This is a genomic window from Streptomyces sp. NPDC059567 (genome assembly GCF_042735655.1).
Lineage (GTDB): Bacteria > Actinomycetota > Actinomycetes > Streptomycetales > Streptomycetaceae > Streptomyces.
This window is the reverse complement of the sequence record NZ_JBHWBS010000161.1, coordinates 1-9,223: the sequence shown is the minus strand read 5'-3', so window position 1 is coordinate 9,223 and position 9,223 is coordinate 1. Positions and strand designations below refer to the sequence as shown.

The following is a 9,223-nucleotide window of genomic DNA, read 5'->3' as shown; positions in this document are numbered from 1 at the left end:
CCGGGAGTGTCATATCTCGAGATTTGTCCTTCGCGAGCCGAACAGGCTCACGGCCCTGGTGGGGACCGCCGCGCCGCGGCCCGGGCGGACGCCGTCCGCCTCGGCCTGGCGGTCCGTGGTGCCCGTCAGGCGGTCGCGGTGGCCCGAGACCGCGCGGGGCATCAGGACGTCGGCGTACGCCGAGCCCGCGCCGGCCGAGGCCGCCGGAGCCGGGGGCTCCTCCGCCTCGGGCTCGTCGGAGGGCTCGGTCGAGGACGGCTCGGGGTTCCGGTCCGGGACGACCATGTCGCCACGGAAGCTCGGCACGGCCTCCAGGAGGCTGGTGAGCGAGTCGCGCTCCTCCTCCGGCTCGGGAGCCGGAGCGGACCGTTCCGTCTGGCGCTCCAGCTGGCGGTCCAGGGCACGGTCCAGCGGCCTGTCCCGCGGCAGCCGGGCGATGCGCGGCACGAAGGGGAAGCTGGGTTCCGGCGCGGCGGCGATCGTGTCGTCCGTCTCGCCGATCAGCGCGCGCGCCTCGTCGTCCACGGCCTGGACGAGCCGCCTGGGCGGGTCGTACGTCCAGCTCGCGGTGTGGACCTCGCCGGCCACCCGGTAGACGAGCAGCACTTCCCACGTGCCGTCGTCACGGCGCCAGGAGTCCCACTGCACGGTGTCCTTCTCGGCGCCGCGCAGCAGCAGCCGCTCCTGCACCGCCTCACCGAGCTGCGGACCGGTGTTCTCACCGGGCCGGCGCACGGGGGTCTTGCGGGCCCGCTCCGCCATGAACGCCCGCTCCGCGAGCACGGGGCCCTCGAAGCGCCGTACACGGTCGACGGGGATGCCGGCGAGCTGGGCGACCTCCTCCGCGGAGGCACCGGCACGTATCCGTGCCTGGATGTCGCGGGGGCGGAGGTGGCTCTCCACCTCGATCTCGATTTGACCGAGCCGCGCGCGGTCGTTGCGCACGGCGGCGCGCAGCCGCTCGTCGATCGGAAGCGTGTACTCCGTGCTGTCAGCAGCCTTCAGCACCAGTCGTGTGCCGTCGTTGGAGACGGCCACGACACGCAGTTCGGGCATGGGGACCTCCCGGGTGGTGCCTGCCGACGTCACGTGCGTCGCTGCTTCCGCTAGTCGAGTGTGGCCTGCCCGGGTGCAGCCTGCCACAACCTTGCCGAGTTGCCCGGCGTGTCGGGCATGGACCCTGGAACGCCGTTATGGCACGGTTACCTATTTACGACGCAGAGTGACCAGCGGTCACGCTGTGCGACAGGAATCCGTGCGGTGCCACGGCGCCGCCGGTTCGAGTGCCACTTTCGGCCCCCTCCCGTAGACCCCGAGCACCCTTGCGGGAGCCCGGACCCAGGGCTCGACACAGTACTCCATTCGGGCCACCTGGGTGGACCGGCGCGCCGCCCAACTTCTCCGGAGGTACGGGAGTTGAGTCTCCGCGACCTTCGCCCGTACGTGTCGCTCTTCACAGAACCAGCGGAAACGGAACTATTCACTTCGCCCATTTGTCCCTTGTGGGTGCATGGTTGAACAGATGAGCAGGCAAGGGCGGGGCATGGAGCAGGCCAAAGACGAGAAGAAGAAGCGGATCGACCTCAGCGTCGCCCAGGTCTCCGGCAGCGCGGTCGCCGCCGTCGTCGCCGCCAAACTCGCCTCCACCCTCGGCGTGTACGGCACGATCCTCGGCGCCGGTGTGATCAGTGTCATCGCGACCTGCGGCGGCTCGGTCTTCCAACACCTCTTCAAACGCACGGGAGAGCAGATACGGGAGGTCGCCGTCCACTCCGAGCCGGCGAACGCGGCCGAGCCCACGGCCCGGCGACCGGCGCCGGACCGTACGCAGGTGCTCGCGACCGTCGGCGGGTCCGGGACGCCCGCGCACGGCGGCGAGTTCGGCGAGGCCACCACGCACGGCACCCGCGTCCGGGGCTGGAAGCGCTCCGGCATCGCCGCGGCGCTCGTCTTCCTGGTCGCCATGGGAGGCATCACCACCTACGAACTGATCTCCGATCAGGACTTCAGCGGCACCAAGGGGAGCACGACCTTCGGCTCGGTCGTCCGGGGCGACGGCGGCGGCAAGGCCGAGCCCTCGACCGGTACGACGCCCTCGCACCAGCCGCGGACCGAGCGGCAGCGGGAGCGGGACGAGAGCGGCAGCGGCGGCACGCCGTCTCCGGGGGCCGGCGGGACCACTTCCGACCCGACGCCGACGCCGTCGCGCTCGACCGGGGGCGACCCGACCCCCACGCCCACCCCGACGCCCACCGACCCGACGCCGACCCCGACCCCGACGGGGACCCCGTCCGCCGGCACCGATGCCGGCGGACAGGCGACCCCGCCGGCCGAGTGACCGTCAGTCGCCCAGTACCCGGCGCAGATAGTCGTTGGCGAACAGCCGCCCCGGGTCCAGCCGGTCCCGCAGCGCCGTGAACTCGGCGAAGCGCGGGTAGACCTCGGAGAAGTACGCGGCGTCCCGGGTGTGCACCTTGCCCCAGTGCGGCCGGCCGCCGTGCGCGGTCATGATGCGCTCCACCGCGGTGAAGTAGCCGCGGTGGGGCGTCCCCTTGTAGAGGTGCACGGCGATGTACGCGGTCTCCCGGCCCGAGGCCGTGGAGAGCGCGATGTCGTCGGCCGGGGCCGTCCGCACCTCCACGGGGAAGCTCACCTTCAGCGGCGAGCGCTCGACCATCGCCTTCACCTCGCGCAGCGCCGCGACGGCCGCTTCGCGCGGCAGGGCGTACTCCATCTCCAGGAAGCGCACCCGGCGCGGGGAGGTGAAGACCTTGTACGGGATGTCGGTGTACGTACGGGCCGACAGCGCGCGGCTGGAGATCTTCGCGAGCGAGGGGATCACCGGAGGGACGGCCCGGCCCAGCGAACAGGCGAGCTGGAAGACCCCGTTGGAGAGCAGCTCGTCCTCGACCCAGCCGCTGATCCTCCCGGGCGGGGCGGCGGGGCCCGCGCTGCGGTTGTTGCGCTTGGTGTTGCAGTTGTCGGTGTGCGGGAACCAATAGAACTCGAAGTGCTCGTTCTCCGCGTGCAGCGCGTCGAACTCCGAGGTGACCCGGTCGAAGGTCATCGGCTCCTCGCGCGCGGTGAGCAGGAAGACCGGCTCCACGGCGAAGGTGATCGCCGTGACCACGCCGAGCGCGCCGAGGCCTATCCGGGCGGCCGCGAAGACCTCCGGATTCTCCTTCTCCGAGCAGGTCAGCAGCCGGCCGTCCGCGGTGACCAGCTCCAGCTCCCGGATCTGCGCGGCGATCGAGGCCGAGTCGCGGCCCGTGCCGTGGGTTCCGGTGGACGTGGCGCCGGCGACCGTCTGCTCCATGATGTCGCCCATGTTCGTGAGCGACAGGCCCTCCCGGGCCAGCGCCACGTTGAGCCGCTTGAGCGGAGTGCCGGACTCCACCGTGACCGTCAGCGCCTCGCGGTCGATGCGCCTGATGCCCGTCAGCAGATCGGGCCGGACCAGCACGCCGTCCGTGGCGGCGATCGAGGTGAAGGAGTGGCCGGTGCCTACCGTCTTCACGCGCAGCCCGTCCGCGGCCGCCTTCCTGATCGCGTCGGCCAGTTCCTCGGCCGAGGCCGGGCGCACCTCCCGTACCGGACGGGAGGTGACGTTCCCCGCCCAGTTACGCCACGGGCTGCTCACCGTCCCGGTGCTCTCCGACCGCTGTGACTGCCCCGTGCTCGTCCCGCTCACGCTGCCCCTCCCGTGTCGGCACCGGCTGCCGCAGCCGGTGGTAGCCCAGGAGACCCACCAGGACCGCGAGCGCGCCCGAGACGACGGGCACCACGTACGCCGCTTCCGCACCCGAGGCGTCGACCACCCAGCCGGCGGCCGAGGAGCCGAGCGCCACACCGATCGCCAGCCCGGTCCCTGTCCAGGTCATGCCCTCGGTCAGCTTGGTGCGAGGTACGTGTGCTTCGACGAGGGCCATGGTGGTCACCATCGTCGGTGCGATGGACAGGCCCGCGACAAAGAGCGCCACGGCCAGCAACGGCAAGTTCCCGGCCAGTAGGAGGGGGATCATACTCACGGCCATCGCGCAGACGCCCAGCAGCCACCTGCGCGACGGCTCGCCCTTGAGGTGGAGCAGGCCGAACACGGCGCCGGCCAGACAGGAGCCCAGCGCGTAGACCGCGAGCACCAGGCTGGCGGCCGCCTTGCTGCCCTGCTCCTCCGCGAAGGCCACCGTCACCACGTCGACCGAGCCGAAGATCGCGCCGGTGGCGACGAAGGCGAGGGCCAGGATCTGCAGTCCGGGGGAGCGGAGCGCGGAACCGCCGGAGTTCCCGTCGCTCGGGTGCGGCTGGGGCTCGGTGGCACGCAGCGATGTCAGCCAGAAGACGCCGATGGCGAGGAAGACGGCCGCGAACAGCGGGCCGGCCTCGGGGAACCAGATGGTCGACAGACCGATGGAGATGATCGGGCCGAAGATGAAGCACACCTCGTCGACGATCGACTCCCAGGAGTACGCCGTGTGCAGCCGGCGCGCCTCCCCCTGGTAGATGTCCGCCCAGCGGGCCCTGGTCATGGCGCCGAGGCTCGGCACGCAGCCGATCACGGCGGTGAAGACGAACAGGGTCCAGTCCGGGGCGCCCTGCTGGACGCAGAGCAGCAGTCCGGCGGCCGCGACCAGCGACACCAGGGTCACGGGGCGCAGCACGCGCCGCTGGCCGTGCCTGTCGACCAGCCGCGAGACCTGCGGGCCGAGCACGGCGGCTGACATGGCCATGGTCGCGGAGAGCGCGCCCGCGAGGCCGTACCTGCCCGTCACCTGGGAGATCATGGTGACGATGCCGATGCCCATCATGGACAGCGGCATCCGGCCTATGAAACCGGCGACCGAGAACGATCTGGTGCCGGGCGCCGCGAAGATCGCGCGGTAGGGACTGGGCAAGAGGATCTCCGGGCGTCAGCTCAACACGTGTAATTAATAGCTAAAGCCTACGGTGTTGAACTGAATGCCGCAGCCGCAATTTCGGTCGGGGCGCACCATCGGCCGTCAGCGGCGGATGGGAGGATCGGTGCCATGTCCGATCAGCACGGTCCCGCACCCTACGACGCCCTCCTGCTGCTCTCCTTCGGCGGCCCCGAAGGCCCGGACGACGTCGTCCCGTTCCTGGAGAACGTCACCCGCGGCCGAGGCATTCCGAAGGACCGGCTCAAGGAAGTGGGGCAGCACTACTTCCTCTTCGGTGGCGTCAGCCCGATCAACGACCAGAACCGCGCACTGCTCGACGCCTTGCGCGCGGAGTTCGAGCAGGCCGGCCTCGACCTGCCGGTCTATTGGGGAAACCGGAACTGGGCGCCGTACCTCACCGACACCCTGCGGGAGATGGTCACCGACGGCAGGCGGCACATCGCCGTCCTCACCACCAGCGCCTACGCCTCGTACTCCGGCTGCCGGCAGTACCGCGAGAACCTCGCCGACGCGCTCTCGGAGCTGGAGGCGGAGGGGCTCCCGCTGCCCCGGGTCGACAAGCTCCGGCACTACTTCAACCACCCCGGCTTCGTCGAGCCCATGGTCGAGGGCGTGCTCGCCTCGCTGGCCGATCTCGACGAGTCCGTCCGGGCCGGCGCGCACCTCGCCTTCACCACCCACTCGATCCCCGACTCGGCGGCGGACTCCTCCGGCCCCGTCGGTGAGCACGGCGAGGGAGGCGCCTATGTGAAGCAACACCTCGACGTGGCCCGGGTGATCGTCGACGAGGTCCACAGGAAGACCGGCGTCGCGTACCCCTGGCAGCTCGTCTACCAGTCCCGGAGCGGCGCCCCGCACATCCCCTGGCTGGAACCGGACATCTGTGACCACCTGGAGGAGCTGCACGGCGCCGGGGTCCCGGCCGCCGTGATGGTCCCGATCGGCTTCGTCTCGGACCACATGGAGGTGCTGTACGACCTCGACACCGAGGCCACCGCCAAGGCCGCCGAGCTGGGGCTCCCCGTCCGGCGCTCCGCGACCGTCGGAGCCGACCCGCGCTTCGCGGCGGCCGTACGGGACCTCGTCCTGGAGCGCGCGGCGCGCGAGCGCGGCATCCGGGTGGAGCGCTGCGCCCTCGGCGCCCTCGGGGCCTCCCACGACCTCTGCCCCATCGGCTGCTGCCCGGCGAGGGCGGAGCGGCCCGCGGCGGCCGGAGCCGACAGCCCGTACGCATAAGGAGTGCTTGTGACCGAGCCCGTGAACCCTGTGCCGACCGACCCCCTGCTCGCCGAACTGCTCGACCTCGCCCTGGAGGCCGGACGCCGGGCCGGCGCCCTGCTGCGCGACGGCAGGCCGGACGACCTGGCGGTGGCGAAGACGAAATCCAGCCCGATCGACGTCGTCACCGAGATGGACATCGCCGCCGAGAAGCTGATCACCGGCTTCCTCTCCGAGCACCGGCCCGACGACGGGTTCCTCGGCGAGGAGGGCGCCGCCAGCCCCGGCACCAGCGGAGTCCGCTGGGTGATCGACCCGCTCGACGGCACCGTGAACTATCTCTACGGGCTGCCCACCTGGGCCGTCTCCATCGCCGCCGAGCGCGACGGCGAGACCGTCGTCGGGGTCGTCGAGGCACCCCTGCGGAACGAGACGTACCGGGCCGTGCTCGGCGGCGGCGCGTACGTGGGGGAGCGCCGGCTGTCCGTGCGCCCCGCGCCCCCGCTGGAGCAGGCGCTGATCTCCACCGGCTTCGCCTACGTGCAGTCCCGCCGCGCCCGCCAGGCCGACATCGCGCAGCGGATGATCCCGCGCCTGCGCGACATCCGCCGGGGCGGATCGGCCGCCATCGACCTCTGCGACGTCGCCGCGGGCCGTCTCGACGGCTACTACGAGCGCGGCCTCAACCCGTGGGACCTCGCCGCCGGCGACCTGATCGCCCGCGAGGCGGGCGCCCTGACCGGTGGACGGCCCGGAGAGCGCCCGTCGGGCGAGCTGACGATCGCGGCCCCACCGGGGGTCTTCGAGCCGCTCCAGGAGCTCCTGGAGGAGTTCGGGGCCTGGCGCGACTAGGAGCTGTCCGGCCGATCATGTGACTGGCTCGCTCCTGACTCGTTGGTCGGGGTATGGGGCGGGATCAGCGTGGTGACTTATCGGATGCCGAGTGGGAACGGCTCTGGCCGTTCCTGCCGGTGAGCAATGGTCGTTGTGGCCGATGGCGAGACCATCGGCAGGTAATCGACGGGATTCTGCACCGAGTGAGGACCGGTGTGCAGTGGCGCGACCTTCCCGAGCGGTTCGGGCCCTGGAAGACTGTTTACGAGCGCCACCGGCTGTGGTCCGCAGACGGCACTTGGGAACATCTGCTGCAGCAGATCCAAGCCGGAGCCGACGCCGCGGGTGACGTGGACTGGGACGTCTCGGTCGACTCGACGAGCGTGCGCGCTCATCAGCATGCCGCCGGTGCCCGCAACGACCACCCACCGACCACGGCCGCTCCAAAGGGGGGCGACGCGGCGGAACACCTGGCCGAGCCTCCGTGGCAGAGCCTGGTCGGCCGGCTGGCGGAGGTGGTGCAGCAGGTGAGGGACTGGGCCGCTCGCGGGGCGGCTTCACCAGCAAGATCCACCTGAGTGCCGACGGTCGCTGCCGCCCGCTGTCCCTGCTCATCACTGCTGGCCAGCGGAGTGACAGCCCCCAGTTCCTGCCGGTGCTGGAGAAGATCCGCGTTCCCCGTCTCGGGCCGGGCAGGCCCCGCAACAGGCCGGACAGCGTCGCCGCTGACAAGGCCTACAGCAACCGGCCGTGTCGGGAGTACCTGCGACGCCGGGGCATCCCGCACACGATCCCGGAGAAGGCCGACAGCCGGGCCGCCCGCCTGCGAAGGGGCGCACACGGCGGCCGGCCACCGGGATTCGACGAGGACCGCTACAAGAAGCGCAACACCGTCGAACGGGCCATCAACAGGCTCAAGAACCACCGAGCAGTGGCCACCCGCTATGACAAGCGGGGCTACGTCTTCCTCGGCACCGTCACGGCGGCAAGCCTCGTCATCTGGCTCCGTACATGACCGACCGGAGAGTTCCTAGGAACTCGCCTCAACCGGTGCGTTGTTGTGAGCGACCATCAGCTGAGCCATCCGGTGCAACCGATGCCAGACGTGCACGCTGTCATGTTCAGCCAGCTCGGGAAGGACCCTCTCAATCTCGTCAGAGATGAACCTCACGGTCGCCATCCCCCGCTCGTGGAGGGAGCCGCCATTGGTGATCCACGTGTACGTGCAGCCCTCCATCCTGGTGTAAATCGATACTAGATCGACGCCCGCCACCTCAAGGCTGTTCCACCTGCGGTCCCACGGCTCATCCAGCAGGCATGCAACCACGGCTACGGGGTCTTCAGCAGCATCCATACCCATATTGTCGCGGGCCGCGCCGTCGGCGAGAAGCTGCGGCCGATCACCGCTGCCTGAATCCGCACCCGGCGCAGACAGGAACCCGAGCACGAGGCAGTGACATGATCGACCGGACAGCTCCTAGTGGACGAGGGATTCGTGGCTCTCCTCCGCGGGGTTCCCGGATTCGTCGCCTACTACTGGGTGGACGCCGGGGACGGAGTGATGGTCTCTACCAGCGTCTTCGAAGACCAGTCCGGGGCGGAGGAGTCGATCAAGCGGGCGGCGGACTTCGTCAGGGACAACCTCGCGTCGCTGCTCCCCAGCCCTCCTCAGGTCACGGCCGGCCCGGTTGTGGCTACCGGATAGCGACCTGCGCAGTCCGGCGTTCCGTTCCGGCCCGGTGCCCACCGCACTTCCTGGCGAGCCTGCACGGCGGCGCTGGGCCGGTTCTCGGCCGCAGCCAGACGGCACGCGAAGTCCGCTGCGTCATTGCCTGGTGAACGCGAGGCATCGATCAGCCGGAGTGCGGGCCTGGAACGAGGACGTTCCTGGTGACCTCCCGGAACCCTGCGGGTTCAGCCGGATGTGTCGCACGGGTGCCAAGTGGCATGTCGGGCATTCGTCTCGCGACACGGCTGCTTGAGGATCAACGCCATGCCCCCTCCCTCCTGCCTTCCGCGTGGCGCCGTACTGCCCGGCTTGCTCCGATCCTGAGCGCCGCGATGGCGCTGGCCCTGGCACCCGCTCAGATCTCCCAGGCCGCCTCGGGGGAAGCGAACGAGCCCACGCGCGCGGAGGCCCGCGTCTCGGCGTACCTACGAGACGTAGGCGACCGCCCCGAGGCGCTGGCCGCCTTCTTCAGGGCCCTGCCCAAGGGCGCGGACTTCCACAATCACCTGTCGGGCGCGGCGACCAC

At 70.8% G+C, this 9,223-nt stretch carries 9 protein-coding genes and 1 pseudogene; 6 read left to right on the top strand and 4 right to left on the bottom strand.

Going from position 1 to position 9,223, the window contains the following annotated elements; translation table 11 throughout:
* Window positions 1-9 precede the first annotated feature (9 nt).
* Window positions 10-1,089, bottom strand: a complete 1,080-nt coding sequence (gene sepH, locus ACFVZW_RS35910) for a septation protein SepH (RefSeq protein WP_384530646.1) — start codon at window positions 1,087-1,089, stop codon at window positions 10-12.
* 433 nt (window positions 1,090-1,522) lie between these two features.
* Between sepH and ACFVZW_RS35905 the strand changes: the two genes are divergently transcribed.
* Entirely contained in the window at window positions 1,523-2,338 is an 816-nt protein-coding gene (locus tag ACFVZW_RS35905; protein ID WP_384530644.1) for a hypothetical protein, read from the top strand.
* A 3-nt stretch (window positions 2,339-2,341) separates the two neighbouring features.
* On the opposite strand, the gene ACFVZW_RS35900 is transcribed toward ACFVZW_RS35905, so the two are convergent.
* Both ACFVZW_RS35900 and ACFVZW_RS35895 read right to left on the bottom strand, forming a co-directional pair.
* Window positions 2,342-3,640, bottom strand: coding sequence for a D-arabinono-1,4-lactone oxidase (locus ACFVZW_RS35900; protein ID WP_384530642.1), 1,299 nt, complete (start codon window positions 3,638-3,640; stop codon window positions 2,342-2,344).
* Window positions 3,621-4,892: an MFS transporter gene (locus ACFVZW_RS35895; RefSeq protein WP_384530640.1), complete on the bottom strand. Its 1,272-nt coding sequence runs from the start codon at window positions 4,890-4,892 to the stop codon at window positions 3,621-3,623. Before ACFVZW_RS35895 ends, ACFVZW_RS35900 begins: the two co-directional genes overlap by 20 nt.
* A 132-nt stretch (window positions 4,893-5,024) precedes the next feature.
* Between ACFVZW_RS35895 and ACFVZW_RS35890 the strand changes: the two genes are divergently transcribed.
* The 3 genes from ACFVZW_RS35890 to ACFVZW_RS35880 all read left to right on the top strand — a co-directional run bounded on the left by ACFVZW_RS35890 (window position 5,025) and on the right by ACFVZW_RS35880 (window position 7,983).
* The gene (locus ACFVZW_RS35890) at window positions 5,025-6,152 is read left to right on the top strand and encodes a ferrochelatase (RefSeq protein WP_384530638.1); all 1,128 of its coding nucleotides are present in this window, start codon (window positions 5,025-5,027) and stop codon (window positions 6,150-6,152) included.
* Window positions 6,153-6,161: 9 nt separating this feature from the next.
* Complete coding sequence (locus ACFVZW_RS35885; RefSeq protein ID WP_384530636.1) at window positions 6,162-6,986, top strand: inositol monophosphatase family protein; 825 nt, start codon at window positions 6,162-6,164, stop codon at window positions 6,984-6,986.
* Between the two features lie 53 nt (window positions 6,987-7,039).
* Window positions 7,040-7,983 (top strand): IS5 family transposase gene (locus ACFVZW_RS35880; protein WP_384530634.1). Its coding sequence is split into 2 segments (ribosomal slippage): window positions 7,040-7,381 and window positions 7,384-7,983, totalling 942 coding nucleotides; the frame shifts between segments, so codons are not numbered across the junction.
* Between the two features lie 15 nt (window positions 7,984-7,998).
* Here ACFVZW_RS35880 and ACFVZW_RS35875 read toward each other — a convergent pair.
* Window positions 7,999-8,322 carry a hypothetical protein gene (locus tag ACFVZW_RS35875; protein ID WP_384530632.1) on the bottom strand — a complete coding sequence of 108 codons (324 nt, stop codon included), beginning with the start codon at window positions 8,320-8,322 and terminating at the stop codon, window positions 7,999-8,001.
* A gap of 141 nt (window positions 8,323-8,463) precedes the next feature.
* Here ACFVZW_RS35875 and ACFVZW_RS35870 point away from each other — a divergent pair, with 141 nt between their 5' ends.
* Together ACFVZW_RS35870 and ACFVZW_RS35865 are read left to right on the top strand one after the other, a co-directional pair.
* Window positions 8,464-8,673: a hypothetical protein gene (locus tag ACFVZW_RS35870; protein WP_384530630.1), complete on the top strand. Its 210-nt coding sequence runs from the start codon at window positions 8,464-8,466 to the stop codon at window positions 8,671-8,673.
* A gap of 356 nt (window positions 8,674-9,029) precedes the next feature.
* Window positions 9,030-9,223, top strand: a pseudogene (locus ACFVZW_RS35865) (adenosine deaminase); the annotation flags it as partial.